14 protein-coding genes and 1 tRNA gene are annotated in these 18,594 nt (G+C 39.6%); 7 read left to right on the top strand and 8 right to left on the bottom strand.

Annotated elements, in window-relative coordinates; all coding sequences use genetic code 11:
• Positions 1-470: 470 nt before the first annotated feature.
• Entirely contained in the window at positions 471-737 is a 267-nt protein-coding gene (locus BLP46_RS08840; RefSeq protein WP_167669231.1) for a hypothetical protein, read from the top strand.
• A 174-nt stretch (positions 738-911) separates the two neighbouring features.
• Here the strand turns inward: BLP46_RS08840 and BLP46_RS08845 are convergent, their stop codons facing one another.
• Positions 912-2,123 carry a Fic family protein gene (locus tag BLP46_RS08845; RefSeq protein WP_092978290.1) on the bottom strand — a complete coding sequence of 404 codons (1,212 nt, stop codon included), beginning with the start codon at positions 2,121-2,123 and terminating at the stop codon, positions 912-914.
• A gap of 324 nt (positions 2,124-2,447) precedes the next feature.
• A tRNA-Ile gene (locus BLP46_RS08850) sits at positions 2,448-2,524 on the bottom strand.
• Between the two features lie 187 nt (positions 2,525-2,711).
• Here BLP46_RS08850 and BLP46_RS08855 point away from each other — a divergent pair.
• Complete coding sequence (locus tag BLP46_RS08855) at positions 2,712-3,185, top strand: pyridoxamine 5'-phosphate oxidase family protein (RefSeq protein ID WP_092978292.1); 474 nt, start codon at positions 2,712-2,714, stop codon at positions 3,183-3,185.
• 36 nt (positions 3,186-3,221) lie between these two features.
• Complete coding sequence (locus BLP46_RS08860) at positions 3,222-4,199, top strand: asparaginase domain-containing protein (RefSeq protein WP_092978293.1); 978 nt, start codon at positions 3,222-3,224, stop codon at positions 4,197-4,199.
• Between the two features lie 89 nt (positions 4,200-4,288).
• Here BLP46_RS08860 and BLP46_RS08865 read toward each other — a convergent pair whose 3' ends face one another.
• The 3 genes from BLP46_RS08865 to trkA all read right to left on the bottom strand — a co-directional run bounded on the left by BLP46_RS08865 (position 4,289) and on the right by trkA (position 8,263).
• Positions 4,289-5,038, bottom strand: coding sequence for a phosphotransferase (locus BLP46_RS08865; RefSeq protein ID WP_092978294.1), 750 nt, complete (start codon positions 5,036-5,038; stop codon positions 4,289-4,291).
• A gap of 411 nt (positions 5,039-5,449) precedes the next feature.
• Positions 5,450-6,895 (bottom strand): TrkH family potassium uptake protein, encoded by a 1,446-nt coding sequence (locus tag BLP46_RS08870; protein WP_092978295.1) that lies wholly within the window; start codon positions 6,893-6,895, stop codon positions 5,450-5,452.
• A 15-nt stretch (positions 6,896-6,910) separates the two neighbouring features.
• Positions 6,911-8,263, bottom strand: a complete 1,353-nt coding sequence (gene trkA, locus BLP46_RS08875; RefSeq protein ID WP_092978297.1) for a Trk system potassium transporter TrkA — start codon at positions 8,261-8,263, stop codon at positions 6,911-6,913.
• 317 nt (positions 8,264-8,580) lie between these two features.
• Between trkA and BLP46_RS08880 the strand changes: the two genes are divergently transcribed.
• A complete protein-coding gene (locus BLP46_RS08880; protein WP_092978299.1) occupies positions 8,581-9,057 on the top strand; it encodes a deoxycytidylate deaminase in 477 nt (158 codons plus the stop codon).
• 89 nt (positions 9,058-9,146) lie between these two features.
• Here the strand turns inward: BLP46_RS08880 and BLP46_RS08885 are convergent, their stop codons facing one another.
• Positions 9,147-9,740 carry an HD domain-containing protein gene (locus BLP46_RS08885; RefSeq protein ID WP_092978301.1) on the bottom strand — a complete coding sequence of 198 codons (594 nt, stop codon included), beginning with the start codon at positions 9,738-9,740 and terminating at the stop codon, positions 9,147-9,149.
• Positions 9,741-9,824: 84 nt separating this feature from the next.
• Entirely contained in the window at positions 9,825-11,342 is a 1,518-nt protein-coding gene (locus tag BLP46_RS08890; protein WP_092978302.1) for a peptidoglycan-binding domain-containing protein, read from the bottom strand.
• Between the two features lie 525 nt (positions 11,343-11,867).
• Here BLP46_RS08890 and BLP46_RS08895 point away from each other — a divergent pair.
• Both BLP46_RS08895 and adhE read left to right on the top strand, forming a co-directional pair.
• Positions 11,868-12,587, top strand: coding sequence for a leucine-rich repeat domain-containing protein (locus BLP46_RS08895; protein WP_092978304.1), 720 nt, complete (start codon positions 11,868-11,870; stop codon positions 12,585-12,587).
• A 63-nt stretch (positions 12,588-12,650) separates the two neighbouring features.
• Positions 12,651-15,272: a bifunctional acetaldehyde-CoA/alcohol dehydrogenase gene (gene adhE / locus BLP46_RS08900; protein WP_092978305.1), complete on the top strand. Its 2,622-nt coding sequence runs from the start codon at positions 12,651-12,653 to the stop codon at positions 15,270-15,272.
• 293 nt (positions 15,273-15,565) lie between these two features.
• Here the strand turns inward: adhE and BLP46_RS08905 are convergent, their stop codons facing one another.
• The gene (locus BLP46_RS08905; protein WP_092978307.1) at positions 15,566-16,942 is read right to left on the bottom strand and encodes a glycine--tRNA ligase; all 1,377 of its coding nucleotides are present in this window, start codon (positions 16,940-16,942) and stop codon (positions 15,566-15,568) included.
• A gap of 241 nt (positions 16,943-17,183) precedes the next feature.
• Here BLP46_RS08905 and BLP46_RS08910 point away from each other — a divergent pair.
• On the top strand, positions 17,184-18,594 hold a 1,411-nt coding region (locus BLP46_RS08910), incomplete at its 3' end, for a hypothetical protein (protein ID WP_207645227.1).

The following is an 18,594-nucleotide window of genomic DNA, read 5'->3' on the forward strand; positions in this document are numbered from 1 at the left end:
CCCCGCCGCCTTATCGGCTGGGAGATTTGCACTATGATTATAACCTATTTTTAAAGAAATCTCAATATAAAAATATTTTAAGTTTGTGAAAATAGTACGCTGTATGTTTCCTAAAAGGAATTAAGTTGGACAATATGACGAAACAACCATACATAAGTATGCGGTTTGTAAATTCTAAATCAGAATTATATTAGCAATATGCACATAATTTCGCTATATATTTTGGCTATAATTGATAGGTGATTGCTTGATGTTACAAAAATAAATCAATGAAATTGTTGACTTTTTCAAAAACTTGATTATAATAATAATTGTCAAGTAAAAAGTCCGCTTGACTACCGGTTAATTTCAAATCTTCAATCCCGGGTATAATTTGAAGTTAGATAAGCCGATAAATTAAATCATGATTTGCCAAATGGTAAATGGCCACAAAAACTTTATATTTTTAAAGAATTGAAGGAGGAAACATTATGACACCAATTCTTAGCTTACACAACATTGATGTAACTGCGTTCCTCGCTGTGCTTGATACCTGCGAAGGCAACGTATATTTAGTAACAAAAGAGGGAGACAGACTCAATCTTCGCAGCAAGCTTTCACAGCTTGTTGGATTGACAAAGCTTATTGAGGGCGGCAAGATTGCCGAGGCAAGCATCATTTGCGATAACAAAAATGATGAAAGCAAGCTTTTCAGATTTAACTTCTTTGGTGAAACAGGTGAAACCAAAGCCGGTTAATCTGAGTTTGGCTCAAAATTAATTGACATTTCACGTATTTTACGTTAATTTCAAAACTTCTAAATCCGAAGCAACCACTCGTAAGGGTGGTTGCTTTTGGTTTATTTATCAAAAATATTTATGCGTTTGTAGGTGCTTTAAAACCCATACACTTATACAGCGTATGGGTTTTTATTACTCAGTACTCAAAATAATGTTATCCACTTTATTTAAATCTAAAGAAAAATGTTTTTCTTTTGTTGGCTTTTTTTCTACCAATAAATCATGTTTTGAGATTTCCTTTAATCTGTTTAAAACAGTACTTCTGCTTTCATCAGTATTTTCTATTAATTCTTTGATTGTGATTCCATTTTCTGAAAACAAACTTGCCTGCACTAACAGATAATATATGCGACAATATTTTTTATTATCACTATTAGGTAATAGTTCAATAGCATCGCTATAATGTTCAAAATACTTTGCACGTATAGATAAGGCTTCGTGTAGTTGTTGCATAGATTGTTCAATTATTTCTATGAACATAAATAAAAATGGAGTTAAATCCCCTTTGTTTCGTGGATCATTGCAGATTTTAAAGGCCTCATAATATTGTTTTATATTTTCCTGAATAGTATATGAAATTCTAAAGCTAATAATAGGTTCTAAACATTTTGAAAGCAGATAGCTACTAATAAATCTGGAAGTGCGTCCGTTACCATCGTAAAATGGATGTATATATCCGAATAAATAGTGAAATATAGCAATTTTAAATAAATCTAATATTTCATCTTTATCTAAAAGTGATATGGCTTTTTGCATTGCTTCGATGATTGCTTTTTCAGGATAAAGTCCTGTGTGAATCGACTTTCCGGTAGGAGACATAACGCTGACACTTTCTGCTCTGAACATTTTTCCGTCAGGGGCATTATTCGGAGCATCCTCTATGATTTCAGGTAAAGCTAATTCATTATATATTTCCCTAATATCCTTAGGAGTATTGATTTCAATGTTTTCCATATTATATAGGAGAACATATTTGTTCACAAGTCCCTTAAAGCGTTTGCTTGAATTACTATCTATATCATTAAGCACATTGTCAATTTCTCTTCTGGTACTGTGAACTCCCTCTATTTTGTTTGAAAGTACAATTTCATCAATTAAACATCTTTTTTTAAATTGATTAGTTGATAATTTAGGAAGAAGCTGAACTAAATTATGAATACTTTTATCAATTTTTTCAATATTAATTACTTTTTTTAATAACTCACTATCCTCAATAAAAAAGGCTTGATTATTATTTACATAAAAGTCAATAAAAACTGCAGTAGTTGAGTTAATGCGAGAATTAAACTCTTGTTCATATAATTCTTTATCTTTGTAAAATAATTTTAATAATGATTCGTACATCGTTATCACCTTGCGTATTAAAATATATGAATATTATATATTTTATATATTTTATATCAATAAATATTATCAACTATGTAAAAAGCATTGGTTTTTACATAGTTGTTATTAGAATTTTAACACAAGTATGTAAATAAATCAATCAAATAATTTTATTTTTAACTGCTTAAACATATTTCATTGCCATGACGCATTACAAGTGTTTTTGTATTTTACGTAATTCATTTATAACACTTCGTAATTATTTTAACCTGCAAGGTGCTTTTTTATTTAATCAATAAGATATAAAAAATAAGGAATACCCTTAACGGATATTCCTTATTCTGGTGCGCCAACAGGGACTCGAACCCCGGACCGACCGGTTATGAGCCGGTAGCTCTAACCAACTGAGCTATTGGCGCAGATTTCTAACACAAATGATATTATAGCAGAAGTTTTGCAAACTGTCAATGTTTTATTGTGAGTAGTTTTAAAATATGTTATAATATTTTAAACAGTGTCTATATTTAGTATTTGTAAATTAAATATATCTGACTGTAATTAGATAATTTGCAAGTCATTAATTTTATAAATTTTGGAGGTTGAGTAATGAAAAACTACGAGATGAGAAGGGCAAATCTTGAAGCTGACGAGAGCACTTCAAAACAAATCCTTGTCGAAGGCAGTTATGGTATTTTGTCTACCGTCGGCGAAGACGGATTCCCCTATGGCGTTCCTGTAAATTACGCTTACGACGGCGATAAAATATATTTTCACTGTGCCAAAAATTCGGGACATAAACAGGATAATATTCTGTTTTCCGACAAAGTATGCTTTACCGTCGTAACCGACAGCGAAGTTTTAGCCGAGAAACTTGATACAAAGTATAAAAGTGTTGTTGTATTTGGCACGGCAAAAAAGTCAGATGCCAACCGTGAACATGCCTTTAAGCAGTTATTAAAAAAGTATGCTCCCGAGTTCTCTGAATTTGACAACAAAGAGCATAAATCCGAATGTGAAGCGGCTGATATATACGAAATAAATATTTTAAAGCTTAGCGGAAAGATTAAACACCAGGGCTAAGTAAAGTTTGTTTTTTTGACTGAGGTGTATCACAATATGAAGATTCTTTTGGTTTTTACAGGCGGCACCATCGGCAGCACAATAGTTAACGGAAGTATTTCGCCTGATGAAAATAATTCTGCGCTGTTAATTGATATGTATCGAAAATCGGGTGAATCGGCAGAATTTGAAGTGGAACAGCCATATAACATATTGAGTGAAACCCTGTCCGCCGATTATCTGAACTCTCTGTATGACTGCCTTTGTTCACATAATATCAGCGATTTTGACGGCGTCATTGTAGCCTGCGGTACGGATACATTACAGTATGTCTGCTCGTTTTTGTCCTATAAGTTGGGGTTGTGCGGCGTTCCTGTTGTTGTGGTTTCTGCCAATTATCCGCTTCCCGATAAACGTTCAAACGGCCTGAATAATTTTTGTGCCGCTGTTGACTTTATTGCCTCGGGAGAGGGCAGAGGTGTTTTTGCCTCGTATCAGAATGGAACCGAGCCGGTAAAAATCCACCGTGCCTCAAGGCTTTTGCCGCACAATGCATACTCTGACAATTTGTTTGACATATTTAATTCAACTTACGGTGAAATTTCTAACGGCATCTTTATAAGAAATTCGGAATATTCCGAATATGAAGACGATATAAAATTTTTGTTTGAGCAAAACCTCAGTCAAAAATCGGACGTTGTTTATATTGTTCCTTATGTCGGAATGAGTTATCCTAAGATTAACAGGGACACTAAGGCGATTTTGCTTGGCACATACCATTCAGGAACGATTAATACTTCCGACGAGGCTTTAAAGCAATTTTGCAATGCTGCAAAAGATTATAAAATTCCTTTGTTTTTGACGGGGGATAGCAGCGGCTTTGAGTACGAATCTAAATCGCAATACGCAAATCTCGGCATAATTCCTTTGCCGCCCGCTTCACCTGTTGCGATGTATGTAAAGCTGTGGCTTTTGCCAAAAGACAAGATTGATTCCGTGTTGTTACCCTTTGGCGGAGATTTTTACAAAATTTGATACAAAAACAATCCCCACTTGTTTATAAGCAAGTGGGGACCTTTTTAGGAAGGGGTAGATTAGTATGAGTAGGAATATAATATTTGAGATTATTGATAGTCGCAAACGTTAACCCAAGATAACAGAAATTCTCTTTCTTCGGGTTTGCCCTTTACCGACTGAGATGCTGCAACAATCGGGAGCCATTCGTTTACATACTGACGTGCGGTATCTGTCTTTTCACAGAACAATTTGATGTATTTTTCTGCAATGTCATCCTGCTTGTCAAGACGGAACAAAAGATAAGTTCTTGCGGCGTCAGCTGCGCCGTTGCCCTGAGTTGCGTGCGACCAGTCTAATACATACGGTGTGCCCTCCGGAGTAATGATTACATTACTTGGGTTAAAGTCGCCGTGGCAAACCTTATAGTGTTTGTGCATTCCGTTAAGACGGGTGTGCAATTCATAGCGAGTTGTTGCGTCAAGGTCTGTTTCGCTGATTTTGCGGTTCATCTTGTCCTGAAGCTTATTAAGCAACGGAGCTTTTTGGTTTAAAATATTTATCTGAATATCAACAAACTGATTGAGATATTCATCTATTTTGTCAGGGTTTTCGTCCATAAGCTCTTTGAGGGTTTTGCCTTCAATATATGTTGAGATGATTGCCCATTTGCCATCAATCTTTGTTACTTCTTCAATCTTAGGAATGTTAAGTCCTGTTTCTTCAACTCTTGCCTGATTCAATGCTTCGTTGAGAATATCAGATTTTGGAAAAGTTTCGTCAAATACCTTTGCAACGAGGTCTCCGTCACGATAAATGACTTTATTTTTTCTTTCTGCAAGTACTTTATCTAATTTCATAATTGTGTCCCCTTTCGGAAAGTATTGTGCGGGCAAACCGTTTCGTGATTTGCTGTCTATATTATACAATAATTTTTCGGCAGAGTATAGTAGAAAAATAACAAAAAATTACCGAAAATCTTTGTATATTTAGATAATGAAAACAATAAAAGTTTTACGTTTTGAATAAATCTCAAATATATTTTTAGATGTTAAATACAAATTTATTAAAAATTTGTTGCTAAATTAATTTACACTTATCATTTATTGTTTGTGCATTTTCTATAAAGGAAACTTGCAAAAGGCTAAAAAAACATACTTCTGTTTATATTGATAATCATATTTATGTGGGTTTATCTTTGCCGAGAACATTAATTTTTATTGAAAAAAATAAAAAGGGCGAAAATTTTTCGCCCTTTTATTAATATCGAATTATGCTCTTTTCCACGCCGACGGTGAAAATAACAGCAAAAGCGGATACAATTCAAGTCTTCCCGCAATCATATCAAAAATCATTACGGATTTTGAAAGAATGTTAAATGATGAATAGTTTCCGGCAGGACCTACAAGATTAAGGCCAGGACCGGTGTTGTTAATTGAAGCGGCAACAGCCGTAAAGCTTGTAAGCACGTCTTTGCCCTCAAATGCCACAATGATAAAACTTAGGATGAATATGCCGAGATATACAACCAAAAATACTGAAGTGGTTCTCATAATATTATGGTCAACCGTTTTTCCGTCCAGTTTGACGGTTCTTACGTTTCGTGGGTGAACAAGGAGCGCAAATTCTTTTCGTACCTCTTTACACAGTATCAGGATTCTTGACACCTTAAATCCGCCGCCCGTGCTGCCTGCCATTGCGCCTATGAATGTAATTATTATAATAACAGCCTTTGAAAGCTCAGGCCAGCGGTTAACATCATCAATGCCGAATCCTGCGGTGCTTATGATTGATGTGACATAGAAAAATCCTTGGTGGAATGATTCATACGCCGTAGGGTAGAGTGAACTGATATTCACCGAAATTATCAAAGTTGAAACTGCGATTATTCCGATATAAAGCCACAATTCTTCCATCTTAAACGCTTGCTTAAATTTTTTCGTAAGCAGCATAATATAAAATGAAAAATTTGTTCCGAACAGCACCAGGAAAATTGCAATTACTACCTGGCTGTAATGACTGTATGCAGCCATATTGTTATTTCTTACACCAAATCCGCCTGTGCCTGCCGAAGCAAATCCCGTGTTAAGTGCGTCAAAGATTCCCATTCCGCCGCACAGCAAAAGGATAATTTCAAGAGCGGTAAGTCCCATATATATCCCGTACAGCAGTGCCGCATAGTTACGCATTCTCGGAACGGCTTTGCCGACAATAGGTCCAGGGCTTTCAGCCCTCATAAGATAGATATTTTGCGAACCGCCGAGCTTTGGTATTAAAGCAAGCAAAAAGACGATAACGCCCATACCGCCGAGCCAAACCGAAAAGCTTCGCCAAATCAGCATACCGTGGCTTAGTCCCTCAACGTTTTCAAGTATTGTTGAACCTGTTGTTGTAAAACCCGAAACAATTTCAAAGAAAGCGTCAATGAATGTCGGAATTTCGCCGCTTATCCAAAACGGCAGACAACCTACAAGCGAAAGTAAAATCCAGCTTAGTGCCGTTGCGGCAAAGCCTGCCTTTTGGTAGAGCACCATATTTTTTCTTCTCATTATTTTAACGAGAACAAATCCGACCAATGCGCTTGCCGCACCGACGATTACAAAATAAATCCAATTGCTTTCTTTATATATAAGCGAGGTGATTGTGCCGATTTGCATTGCAATCGCCTCAACGATTAATACCCAGCCGAGAATATAGGTGATTATTTTTTTATCCATTGAATTGATGCTCCGTTAGTCCAAAATATCGTCAAGGTCGCTAAGTCCCTTGTGTTTTGTGATTACTATAACCAAATCGTCGGTCATAATCGAATCACTGCCGACAGGAAGTATTATTCTGCCTTTGCGGTTAATACAGATTATTTGGAGATTATCTTTGAGGTTCAGCTTTGAAATCGGAATACCAACCAGCTTAGATGAGCTTTTTGCATTAAACTCAAGTGCTTCAACCCTGTCTTCATTAAGACGATAAAGGGTTTCTACGTTGCTTCCCAGGGAGTTTTGCATCGCCCTGATATAGCTTGCAATGTATTCGCCTGAAATATTCTTTGGGTTGATTACACACTCAAGGTTAAGCTGCTCAACAATATTATCAAAAGATGTGTTGTTTACCTTGGTGATGATTTTGGCTTTTGAAACGCCCTTGATATAAAGTGAAATCAGAATATTTTCTTCGTCAAAGTCCATCAGTGCGGCAACGCCGTCTGCATGTTCAATGCCCTCGCTGAGAAGCAAATCTTGGTCCATACAGTCGCCGTTAATTATAACGGCTTCGGGGAGCAGCTCGGCAAGTTCCTTGCATCTTATCGGATTTTTTTCAATAATTTTAACATTTATGCCTGATTTTATCAATCTTTGTGCAAGATAAAACGATACCTTTCCTCCGCCGAGAAGAATAACGTCTCGGCTTCTGCCGATTATTACGTTTACTTTTCTGAAAAATTTTGCGGCAGTTTCGGACTTTGAAACAATTGAAATCTTATCTCCGCTTTGAATAACAAAATCACCGTTTGGAATATACACTTCGCTGCCGCGCTCAACCGAGCATATGCGAACCTTGTTTTTAAGTATATCAATTTGACTTATGCGTTTGTTTGCTACAATTGACTTTTCGGGAACGGTTACCTTTATCAGTTCCACCATTCCTCTTGACAGCGTGTCAACCTCGCTTGCGCCCGCAAAACGGAAAAGTTGGCTTATCTCAATTGCTGTGGTCTGCTCAGGGTTGATTGCCATTGAAAGTCCGAGCAAATCTTTTACTCTGAACAAATCCTGTGTATATTCCGGATTACGTACCCTTGCAATGGTATGTTTTACACCGGCGGATTTTGCCATCAGGCAGGCATACAGATTAACTTCGTCTTTTGCCGTTACCGCAACAACTAAGTCTGCGTTTTGAACTCCCGCTTCGGTTAGTGTATCGTATGTTGCGCCATTACCCTCTACGCCCATTGCGTCAATTGAATCCGATAATCTTGATACTGCGTCGCCGTTAATGTCAACCAAAACAATATCGTGACCCTCGGTATTTAACTCGTGGGCTATGGATGTGCCGACTTTGCCACATCCTACAATTACAATATTCATAATTCCCTCTCGTATAAAAAATGTAAGGCAAAAACCGCAAAATATTACAGCCTTGCCCTAACCGGAGCACATAACTCTCCATTGAATCAATATGCAGTAATATATTACACCAATCAACCCTAAAAATCAATACTGACCGAGATAAAATAATGACAAAAATTACTTCTAAAAGGATTGCGTTTTGCTTGCCTATTTTATGATAATATTATATAATTTTATTATACAGATTTGTACTTGTTAATTATAACAAATCAGTGTTTATTTATTGTTTAAATCCGACATATTTTGTGTTCAAGACTATTATGAGGTGACAATTTATGAAAAGACAAGATTATATTTCATGGGATGAATACTTTATGGGAGTTGCACTGCTTGCGGCAAAGCGCAGCAAAGACCCGAATACACAGGTCGGAGCCTGCATTGTCGATTGCAACAACATAATTTTGTCTACCGGATACAACGGTTTTCCTTATGGATGTTCGGATGATGACTATCCGTGGGACAGGGAGGGCGATGACACAAAATATAACTATGTTGTGCACGCCGAACTCAATGCAATTCTTAATGCAAGAGGAAGAGATTTGAAGGACGCAAGAATCTATGTTGACCTGTTTCCGTGCAATCAATGTGCCAAGGCGATAATTCAGTCGGGAATATCCGAAGTGGTTTACCTTTATGACAAGTATGCCGATACCGCAGAAACCGTTGCTTCTAAAAAAATGCTGACCTCTGCGGGGGTAAAACTGCGCCATTTTACAACAGACAGAAGCGTTATTGAACTGAAATTTAATTAATGTGCAGGGAAGAGGCGAGACTTTCGCCTTTGTATTAGCCTGATTTTAACTCTTGAATAACTCTTGAATTAAGAAACAGAGGATAGGGGTTAATTTTGTATGCGACCTTTTTCAACGTTCGGCATTATAAAATTATTGAGGGCATAGTCCCAAAGTGTTTTTGAACCGTCAGCCGAGTTGCTGTTTCTTTCCAAAATCTGCTGAAGCTTTACCTTGTGAGACTTCCACATCTTTCCGTCGGTTGCATTATTGAGCATTGCGGGCTGAAAATTATCCATTGTGTGTGCAAATTTTGCCTCGGGCGTTTCGCCCGCTTCAAATTCATCCCACAGTGCGCTGAATTTGTCTTTTTGGTCGTCGGAAAGCACTCCGAAAATCCTTTCAGCCGCTTTTACTTCACGTTCACGCTGCGTCTTTTTTCCTTCGTCGTCATATGCGTATGTATCTCCGGCGTCTATTTCTACAACGTCGTGAATCAGTATCATAGAGATTGTTTTCAGCAAGTCGATTTTTTCATTTGAATATTCCTGAAGCAAAATACACATAACAGCCATATGCCATGCGTGTTCTGCATCATTTTCCCTGGTTTCGCCGTCAGACAAAAGAGTCTGGCGTTTTATTTTTTTCTCTTTATCAAGTTCCAGACAAAACTCAATTTGTTTGTCGATTCTTTCTTTACTCATACAATTCACCTTTCTGATTGTTTTTGTCCCATAAACGGCAAAATGGCAATACCGACAACGGTACTGCCATTATTTTGCTAAGTTTTACCATCTTGCATTCCATTCGGATTTAGGTGTTGTTTTTTTCTTCTTTTCACAGTATCTTGCATATCTTTTGCTTTTGTGGTCACGTAAGAAGAACACAAGTGCTGTAACGCCGAGTATTACGGCAACAAGTACGAACCAAACCCAAACGGTAGCTGTTCTTTTTACCTGGGCGGTAGTTACAGACGGGATTACCGAAGATGATTTTGAAAGCACCTTTTGAGTAACTTTGTTTGTCTTAACTACAATATCCGAGGCTGTGTCAGCGTAATTTTGGTTCTGCTGATTTGAAATAATCAATGCAGAGGGGCTTACCGTTGACGGCAGCTGAACAGGGCCTGATGTGCTCTGAACATCATTTGTTACAGGGTTAGGATTTGCAACGGCATTTTCACTGAAAAGTGCGTTGTATGTAGCTTCGTCAACTACGCCTGTTGCATCAATGTTGTTTGCTGTCTGGAAAGCCTTTACGGCTGTTTCGGTATTTGCACCGAAGAAGTTGTCAACCGTGTCTGTATAGTATCCAAGGTCTCTGAGCTTTGCCTGAATGTCGCCGACTTTGGTGTCGTCATCGCCAAGCTTAAACTCGGTTTTCGGTGTTGTTTCCTCGGGAACGGTTGTTTCTTCAACTGCGCTTTCCTGCGGAGCATTGTCGGAATAAAGCACATCGAGGTCTGAGCCGGCTATGCCGTCAACTGTAAGACCTGCGGCTGCCTGAAATGCCTTGTATGCTGCCTGTGTGGCTTCGCCGAAGTTTCCGTCAACTTCACCGTTGAAGTAGCCAAGCTCTTTAAGACGAGCCTGAATCTTTTCAACTTCTTTTCCGTTTGAACCGAGCTGATATGATGTTGCGTTGCTTTGAGTATCTTCCGAACTGCTTGAAGAATTATCCGATGAGCTGTTTGAGGAAGATGAAGAACTTGTTGAAGAAGTATCGGACGGTGTGTCGCTTGAACGACCCATTGAATCAAAGTAGTATGTTGTTCCGCCGATTGTTCTTGAAGTATCTGTTATGTATTCGCCGTTCTCATAGTAATAGTAATCGCCGTTAAACTGTTCCCAACCGTTTTCAGTATATGAAACAGCCGCAAGCTTAAACCAATATGTCCAGCCGAGGTATGATGATGACATTGATTCGTAACAAACGCCGTAATCATCGCCTCTTGCGTCAACCTCCATGCCGTTGCCGACATAAACGCCGACGTGTCCCGGACGCCAAAGACCAAGACCGTGAATATTAGGTACTCCTGCGCTTACTGAACCCTGCTCAGTGCAGGTCTCAATCATATTTACTCTTTCGCCGCCGCAATATGAATAAATAAGTCCGGAGCAATCAACCGCACCGGGGGTTGAGCCGCCGTAAACATAGCTCCAGCCGCTGTAATAGGCATTAAGTGCCCATTCTGCAAGGCCGGCGCCTGTGCCGGACGCTCCTGCTGAAACAGAACCGAACACACATACGCTTGAAACAACGAGAATGCTCAGAATGATTGCAGTAAGCTTTTTAATCCTCTGCATTTTAAAAACCTCCAGTTAATAATTAACAGCACTCCTAAAAATTACAAATTCGGAGCAACTTATTAACAAATTTGTAACTATTATATCATCTTTGTTTTTATAAATCAACCCCTTGTGCCCGAATTTTTGATTTTTATGCAGTTTTAGCCACATAATTAAGCATTATTTTCTTTTTATGAAAAATAAAATTAAAAATAATTACAAAAAATTACATATTCATGTAATATGTTTTTTGTTGCATATCGGTTATACTATTATATATGCATTTTTGCATATGAATTTAAATTGTATTTTTTTACAGTCAAATATAAACGAATCGGCAGTTTTTAAAGTAAAATAATTAAATTTGGTGGTTTTTGCTCAATAAAGCCCTGATATTCACAGTTTTATTATATAACCCGATAAAAGTGTAAAAAATCGAAAAAATACATTGACAAATATTTAACGATGATGATAGAATGGTACTGTCAGAGAAAGAATATTAACGGATTATAAAATATTGTGGAATGGAAGGAAATCTGCCAAATGAAAAGATTTTTATGCGCCCTGCTTGCCTGTTCAATGTGTGCAACGGCGGCTGTCGGATTTGCCGGCTGCGGATGTACTGATAACACCGACAATAAGCCGGGCTATGTTGTTCCTACAACCGTACCTGATCTGAAAAGTGACGATTTCGGGTTCTTCATCATCAATGACAACCAATTGATGATTACCGAATATCTCGGCACAAACAAAGATGTTGTAATTCCCGAAACATTTAATAATTACACAGTTACAACTATCGGCAGCAGCGTTTTTAATTCAAAAGATATTACAAGCGTTGAAATGCCGGATTCAATTACCGAAATAAAGGATTACGCTTTTTCAAGCAACAGAAACTTAAAGAGTGTAAAACTTTCCAAAAACCTTGAGACTTTGGGCACTAACGTATTTTTTAATTGCAGAAGTCTTGAGTCAATCGAACTTCCGACAACGCTCAAAGATATAGGCGTTTATGCTTTTGCGGCAGCCGGTCTTAAAAGCGTTACAATTCCTGAGAGTGATACATTTACAAAGCTCGGCGAGTTTATGTTCTATCAATGTCAGGAGCTTACGGAAGTAACACTTCCTTCAACCGTAAAAGAAATTCCCGATAATGCGTTTTCGGATTGTCCGAATCCGATTACCATCAAAGCACCCGAGGGTTCTTACGGTATTGATTACGCAAAGAATAATAATTTTGCGTATGAGGAAATTTCAGAATAATCAGCCAAACTTTCAGCTCTGCTGAATGACATAACACAATAAAGTTAGATAAGAGGTAGTCAAATGAGTAACAAAGAGTATCCTATTGTGGACAACACAGAAACTTTTGAAGCAGCCCTTGCAAAAGTAAGAGAAGCTCAGAAGATTTTCTCAACCTACACACAGGAACAGGTTGACAAGATTTTCCTTGCTGCTGCAACCGCAGCTAACAAAATGCGTATCCCGCTTGCAAAGCTCGCTGTTGAAGAAACAGGAATGGGCGTTGCAGAAGACAAGGTAATCAAGAACCACTTCGCATCAGAATATATTTACAACGCATACAGAAATGTTAAAACTTGCGGCGTTATCGAAGAGGACAAGTCGTTCGGTATCAAAAAGATTGCTGAGCCAATCGGTGTAATTGCTGCCGTTATCCCGACAACAAACCCAACTTCAACTGCTATCTTTAAAACACTTGTTTGCTTAAAGACACGTAACGGTATCATCATCAGCCCACACCCACGTGCTAAGAAGAGCACAATCGAAGCTGCAAAGGTTGTTCTTGAGGCTGCTGTTGAAGCAGGTGCTCCGGAAGGAATCATCAGCTGGATTGACATTCCTTCACTTGAACTTACAAATATGCTTATGCAGGAAGCTGACTGCATTCTCGCAACAGGCGGTCCGGGAATGGTTAAGGCTGCTTATTCATCAGGTAAGCCGGCACTCGGCGTCGGCGCAGGTAACACTCCTGCTATCATTGATGAGACAGCAGATATTCTTCTTGCAGTTAACTCAATTATTCACTCAAAGACATTTGATAACGGTATGATTTGCGCTTCTGAGCAGTCAGTTATCGTTGAAAAGAAAATCTACTCAAAGGTTAAGAAGGAATTTAAGGCACGCGGTTGTTACTTCCTTAATGCTGACGAAACAGAAAAGGTAAGAAAGACAATCATCATCAACGGTGCGCTTAACGCTAAAATCGTTGGTCAGAAGCCTGTTACAATCGCAGGTCTTGCAGGCGTAACAGTTCCTGAAGAAACAAAGATTCTTATCGGTGAAGTTGAATCTGTTGACATCAGCGAAGAATTTGCTCACGAAAAGCTTTCTCCTGTTCTTGCTATGTACAAGGCTGAAGACTTTGAAGACGCTATTTCAAAGGCAGAGCACCTTATCGCTGACGGCGGTTACGGTCACACATCTTCACTCTATGTTGACGCTGTTAACGAGAGAGCTAAGATTGACGAATTTGCTTCCCGCATGAAGACTTGCCGTATTCTTGTAAATACTCCTTCATCACAGGGCGGTATCGGTGATCTCTACAACTTCAAGCTCAGACCATCACTCACACTCGGCTGCGGCTCTTGGGGCGGCAACTCAGTATCAGAAAACGTTGGCTGCAAGCACCTTATCAACATCAAGACGGTTGCCGAAAGGAGAGAGAATATGCTTTGGTTCAGAGCACCTGAAAAAGTTTATATCAAGAGAGGCTGTATGCCGGTAGCTCTTCAGGAGCTTAAGGACGTTATGGGCAAGAAGAGAGCCTTTATCGTAACAGACTCATTCCTTTATAAGAATGGCTACACAAAGCCAATCACAGATAAGCTCGATGAAATGGGCATTGTTCACACAACATTTGCTGATGTTGAGCCGGATCCGTCACTTATTTCAGCTCAGAAGGGTGCAGAAGTAATGCGCAAGTTTGAGCCTGACTGCATCATCGCACTCGGCGGCGGTTCTGCAATGGACGCTGGTAAGATTATGTGGGTTCTCTACGAGCATCCGGAAGCTGACTTTATGGATATGGCTATGCGTTTCTGCGATATCCGTAAGAGAGTTTACACTTTCCCGAAGATGGGCGAAAAGGCTTACTTCATTGCTATTCCTACTTCATCAGGTACAGGTTCAGAAGTTACACCGTTTGCCGTAATTACTGACCAGGATACAGGCATTAAGTACCCGCTTGCTGATTATCAGCTTATGCCTAACATGGCTATTGTTGACGCTAACAATATGATGAGCGGTCCTAAGGGCTTGACAGCTGCATCAGGTATTGACGCTGTATCTCACGCACTTGAGGCTTATGCTTCAATGATGGCAACAGACTTTACAGACGGTCTTGCACTTCGTTCACTTGAACTCATCTTCAAGTACCTCCCTGCTTGCTATGACAACGGTCAGAATGAGCCGTTCGCACGTGAAAAGGTTGCACACGCAGCTACAATGGCTGGTATGGCATTTGCTAACGCATTCCTCGGTGTTTGCCACTCAATGGCTCACAAGCTTGGTGCTTTCCACCATGTTCCTCACGGTATTGCAAACGCACTCATGCTTGAGCAGGTAATCAGATTCAACTCTGCTGAAGTTCCTACAAAGATGGGTACATTCCCACAGTATGACCATCCAAAGACTCAGGCTCGTTATGCTGAAGTAGCTCGTTTCCTCGGACTCGGCGGCAAGAACGACGAAGAGAGCGTTGAAAACCTTATCAAGGCTGTAAACGACCTTAAGAAGGGAGTTGGCATAAAGGATACAATCAAGGATTACGTTCCGGACGAAGAGGACTTCCTTAACCGTCTTGACGATATGACAGAGCAGGCATTCGATGACCAGTGCACAGGCGCTAACCCAAGATACCCGCTCTTCAGCGAAATCAAGCAGATGTATCTCAATGCTTACTATGGCAACAACAGCGAGACAGTTTAATTAATACACTGTTATAAATAATTATCCCCGACGGATTTTTCCGTCGGGGATTTTGTCTTTTTCTGTTTAATTTAAATCGAAATAATATTCAGACTTGCTTGCAAAAAGCAGAGCATACAACCGCTTGGCAAACAATTCAGAATAGCGCAGCTATTCAAGGGTTCAGCGGAAGATTACAATTCTTATTGAAATTCAGACCGGAAGCAGCCTTAGAAGTTGAGAGATTACACACTGAGGTTAAAAAAACAGTGCAGACTAAAATCAGCCTGCACTGTATGTGTAAATTAAATATATCAGAATTTGATTTTATCGGAAATGTATTCGTTAAGTTTGTCAATAGCAATACGTTCCTGCTTCATTGTGTCACGGTCACGAACAGTTACGCAGCCGTCGTCAATTGAATCAAAATCGTATGTAATGCAGAACGGTGTTCCGATTTCGTCCTGACGTCTGTAACGTTTGCCGATGGAACCTGCGTCATCATAATCTGTCATAAAGTCTTTTGACAACATTTCGTGAACTTTCTCCGCCTGTTCGTTAAGCTTCTTGGAAAGCGGAAGAACAGCAGCCTTAAACGGTGCAAGAGCGGGGTGCAGGTGCATAACAACTCGGGTGTCTTTTTCGTCAATCTGTTCTTCGTCATATGCTTCAACCACAATTGCAAGGAAGAGACGTTCAACACCGAGTGACGGCTCAATTACATACGGAATATACTTTTCATTAGTAGTCTGGTCAAAGTATTCAAGAGTTTTGCCGCTTGTTTTGCTGTGCTGTGTAAGGTCGTAATCGGTTCTGTCCGCTACACCCCAAAGCTCGCCCCAGCCGAACGGGAAGAGGTACTCAAAGTCAGTTGTAGCCTTTGAGTAGAAGCAAAGCTCTTCGGCAGAATGGTCACGAAGACGAAGATTTTCTTTTTTGATGTTGAGTGAATAAAGGAAGTCACGGCAGAATGCTCTCCAATATTCAAACCATTCAAGGTCTGTTCCGGGCTTGCAGAAGAACTCAAGCTCCATCTGCTCAAATTCACGCACACGGAAGATAAAGTTGCCCGGTGTGATTTCGTTTCTGAAAGACTTACCGACCTGTGCAACGCCAAACGGGATTTTCTTTCTGCTTGTGCGCTGAATATTAGAGAAGTTTACAAAAATTCCCTGTGCGGTTTCGGGGCGAAGATAAATTTCGTTTTTGCTGTCTTCGGTTACACCCTGAAAAGTCTTAAACATAAGGTTAAACTGACGAATGTCGGTAAAATTATGTTTGCCGCAGTTAGGGCATGGAATTTGCTTTTCATTAATATAGTCTGTCATCTGCTGGTTTGTCCAGCCTGCAACATTTGTGCCGTCAAAGTCTTCAATCAGATTGTCTGCACGGTGGCGTGTCTTACACTCCTTGCAGTCCATCAAAGGGTCGGAAAATCCGCCGAGGTGACCCGAAGCAACCCAGGTTTGCGGATTCATAAGAATTGCAGAGTCAAGACCTACGTTATATTTGTTTTCCTGAACAAATTTTTTGAGCCAGGCATTTTTGATGTTATTTTTAAGTGCAACGCCAAGAGGTCCGAAGTCCCAGGTGTTTGCAAGTCCGCCGTAAATTTCAGAGCCTGGGTAAACAAAGCCTCTTCCTTTACACAAAGCGACAATTTTTTCCATGGTTTTTTTGCTGTTATCCATAATATAGCCTCTCTTTTGTTTGAAATATACACCTAAAAATATACAATTAATTTTTGTTTGTGTCAATAGCCTTTGACGTGATGTAGAAAAAATAACAATCTTTTACTTAATTTTATTGGATTTTACATATGGTATGAATAATTAAATTAACATATTTTCCAAAAAAGGCTTGTAAAATTAATACTTTTAATGTATAATGATATTACTCAATTTTATGAGTAATCAAAAGGAGGAATTACCGATGAAAAAGTCATCAAAGTTGGTCAGCCTTATTTTGGCATTGATGCTTGTTGTTTCAAGTTTTACTTGTCTTGCATCAGTATCCGCTTCTGCGGCTGAACCATCAACAACACTTATTTATTTCAAAGCTCCTTCATATTGGGGCACAGTAAAGACCGTATTCTGTAACTTATTTAATGTATACGGCGGATCTTCAATCAAAACACCCGCATGGCAGACAAAGTCAACAAGGTGTACTAAGGTTGCCGGCACAACCGATTTGTTTGCTTATGATACTTCTAAGTTAGTTGATGAAGACGGAAAATCTGTTTCAATCGAAGCAGGTGCCGATTATGCACTTAACTTCAGTGCAACAACTAAAGAAGGAGACACTCCTCAGACAGGCGACGTTCTTTTGGGAGTTGAGTGCCTCGGAGATACAGTATACTGCTTGGGCGAAGATAAGAGAACAGAAAACTCTGTTGACTCTAAAAAGCTCGACTACATAGGCGGTTGGGAAAACAACTCAGATCAGTACGGTGCAAAAGCTGTTATTACATCAACAGGTAAGATTATTCCACCAACTGATTCTTACTTCCCTGCACATCAGCCAAAGGCTGAAATCCTTTCTCAGTTCCTTCACAGCTATGCTGTAAAGAACGCTGAAATCATCACTTCTGAGATTGTACAGGCAGACTGCGCTCAGATTGGCGTTGCTCCTATCGACGTTTACAACTATTACGCAGATGCATATGCTTCTGAGCTTGATGATCCGGAAACATATCCCGAAACAGCTTCTCTTACAACAATTGCTGCATTGCTTGGCGTAGATCCTACACCAACTACAACAGAAGAGCCTACAACAGAAGAGCCAACAACAGCTCCTGAACCTACAACAGATCCTGAGCCGACAGCTCCTGCAAGCACATACATTGTTGCAGGTACAGAAAACCTCTGTGGTTCAAACTGGGACGGCAGCGACACAAATAACGAAATGCTTCAGAACAGTGACGGTACATACTCAAAGACATATGAGAATGTAGACGCAATCGGTGAAGTACAGGTAAAGGTTGTAGAGCACCAGGACGGCGTTGAAGATCCAATCTGGCACGGCTATCCGGGAGACTACAACGTAGCTAAGATTGTATCATCACCATGTGATGTAACAGTTACATACAATCCTGAGACAGGCGAAATCACATTAACAGGCGCAGGCGTTGAAGATAAGAAATTTGAAGTTGACGCAATGCGTGCAGTAGGTAACGGTGACGGAACTTGGCTTAACGGTGCAAACTGGACAGTAGACGATGATGCAAACAAGATGGAAGAAATTGCAGACAACGTTTACCAGATTAAGTATGAAGATGTTGAAGAGTTCGATACATACCAGGTTAAGTTTGCTGCAAACGGCAGCTGGAACGATAACTGGGGCG

Source organism: Ruminococcus sp. YE282 (genome assembly GCA_900101355.1).
Taxonomy (GTDB): Bacteria; Bacillota; Clostridia; order Oscillospirales; family Acutalibacteraceae; genus Ruminococcoides; species Ruminococcoides bromii_A.

Coding starts and splice junctions, on each gene's coding strand:
- BLP46_RS08840 (WP_167669231.1), top strand. CDS start 471: ATGACACCAATTCTTAGCTTACACAACATTGATGTAACTGCGTTCCTC.
- BLP46_RS08845 (WP_092978290.1), bottom strand. CDS start 2,123: ATGTACGAATCATTATTAAAATTATTTTACAAAGATAAAGAATTATAT.
- BLP46_RS08855 (WP_092978292.1), top strand. CDS start 2,712: ATGAAAAACTACGAGATGAGAAGGGCAAATCTTGAAGCTGACGAGAGC.
- BLP46_RS08860 (WP_092978293.1), top strand. CDS start 3,222: ATGAAGATTCTTTTGGTTTTTACAGGCGGCACCATCGGCAGCACAATA.
- BLP46_RS08865 (WP_092978294.1), bottom strand. CDS start 5,038: ATGAAATTAGATAAAGTACTTGCAGAAAGAAAAAATAAAGTCATTTAT.
- BLP46_RS08870 (WP_092978295.1), bottom strand. CDS start 6,895: ATGGATAAAAAAATAATCACCTATATTCTCGGCTGGGTATTAATCGTT.
- trkA (WP_092978297.1), bottom strand. CDS start 8,263: ATGAATATTGTAATTGTAGGATGTGGCAAAGTCGGCACATCCATAGCC.
- BLP46_RS08880 (WP_092978299.1), top strand. CDS start 8,581: ATGAAAAGACAAGATTATATTTCATGGGATGAATACTTTATGGGAGTT.
- BLP46_RS08885 (WP_092978301.1), bottom strand. CDS start 9,740: ATGAGTAAAGAAAGAATCGACAAACAAATTGAGTTTTGTCTGGAACTT.
- BLP46_RS08890 (WP_092978302.1), bottom strand. CDS start 11,342: ATGCAGAGGATTAAAAAGCTTACTGCAATCATTCTGAGCATTCTCGTT.
- BLP46_RS08895 (WP_092978304.1), top strand. CDS start 11,868: ATGAAAAGATTTTTATGCGCCCTGCTTGCCTGTTCAATGTGTGCAACG.
- adhE (WP_092978305.1), top strand. CDS start 12,651: ATGAGTAACAAAGAGTATCCTATTGTGGACAACACAGAAACTTTTGAA.
- BLP46_RS08905 (WP_092978307.1), bottom strand. CDS start 16,942: ATGGATAACAGCAAAAAAACCATGGAAAAAATTGTCGCTTTGTGTAAA.